A 1131-nucleotide genomic window follows, 5' to 3' on the forward strand; every position below is an offset into this window, starting at 1 on the left:
TCTGATAGTGCAGGCATGGCAAGGGTTGGCGGGGGATCTTACACATTTACGCACGAATCCTTACGCCTAGCCAGCACAGCCAAGTTGCCTGACTGTGCTTATCCGACAAAAGCGCGGCAGCGTGTTTAGATTTACAGTAAATGGCGTTTATGGTTCATCTGTTGGTGCAAAATACGCGCAATCAGAATATCCGTATCACGAACTGTATAAAAAATGGTATGTCGCTGAAATTCAATGCGCATTACGCCAGAAACAGCATGGTAATCCCGCCCCATATCTGGCATTCCGGCCAGTGTGTCGAAAAATGTCTCAAGTGCATCTGTATAATGCTCTGCCTGAACTTCACCAAATTTCAAGAGCGTATAGTCATAAATCCCAGCGAAGTCGTCCGCTGCCCGTTCGGTGAGTTTATACACGATGTCTAAGCTTTCTTTGTGCTGCTATATCCCGCAGTGATAGTGAGCTTTCACCACTCTCCAGCCCAGCAATAACGGCTTGGCGAACAACTTCATCGTTTGCTTCCTGCTGCTCCAGCAATCGCAGAGCAGAGCGCATAACTTCACTCGCAGAGCCGTAACGACCACTGTCAATTAATCGACTGATAAACGAATCGAGTTGTTCGCCAATCGTAACGCTTGTTGTTCTGCCCATAACGCCTCCTGTGTTAACTATAAACACAATAATAGAAATACTTACTTCTGGTGTCAATGAAGGGGTTGCACGACGGAACCTCTAACGGGGTTTGAGGGCCAACCGTACGAAAACGTACGGTAAGAGGAAAACTATCGTCTGAAAAATCGATTGGTGGACTGCTCTGTCCGATAAGTGCCATTTTTCGATTAAAAAGACGCCATTTTTAGGGCATTTTAACATGTCCATTATGTTTTATATATCAGACAGTTACGTCACTAGCGTACGTTTTCGTTCCATTGGACTTCAGACCCCTTTTATGCGCATAAGCGCATGAAGGCGACAGCAATTGTTATTTGTGACTCTAAGTTAAGGGTCGCCGGTGACGCGGCGCAGCCGCCCAGGTTTGATAGATTTTACCGATGCCCACCCCTCGCCCTTGTATGTAATAAGCATGTGGTGGTTAGCTACCATCGCATGAAGCGGAGAGAGCTTGGCCCT

At 46.9% G+C, this 1131-nt stretch carries 2 protein-coding genes; both read right to left on the reverse strand.

The window, feature by feature from the left end; all coding sequences use genetic code 11:
- Positions 1 to 131: 131 nt before the first annotated feature.
- The gene (locus tag J8X26_RS25685; protein ID WP_208952399.1) at positions 132 to 416 is read right to left on the reverse strand and encodes a type II toxin-antitoxin system RelE/ParE family toxin; all 285 of its coding nucleotides are present in this window, start codon (positions 414 to 416) and stop codon (positions 132 to 134) included.
- Positions 409 to 651 (reverse strand): type II toxin-antitoxin system ParD family antitoxin, encoded by a 243-nt coding sequence (locus tag J8X26_RS25690; protein ID WP_208952400.1) that lies wholly within the window; start codon positions 649 to 651, stop codon positions 409 to 411. The genes J8X26_RS25685 and J8X26_RS25690 overlap by 8 nt, the downstream gene beginning before the upstream one ends.
- Between the last annotated feature and the right edge of the window lie 480 nt (positions 652 to 1131).

Source organism: Rahnella sp. ChDrAdgB13 (genome assembly GCF_017655185.1).
GTDB lineage: Bacteria > Pseudomonadota > Gammaproteobacteria > Enterobacterales > Enterobacteriaceae > Rahnella > Rahnella contaminans.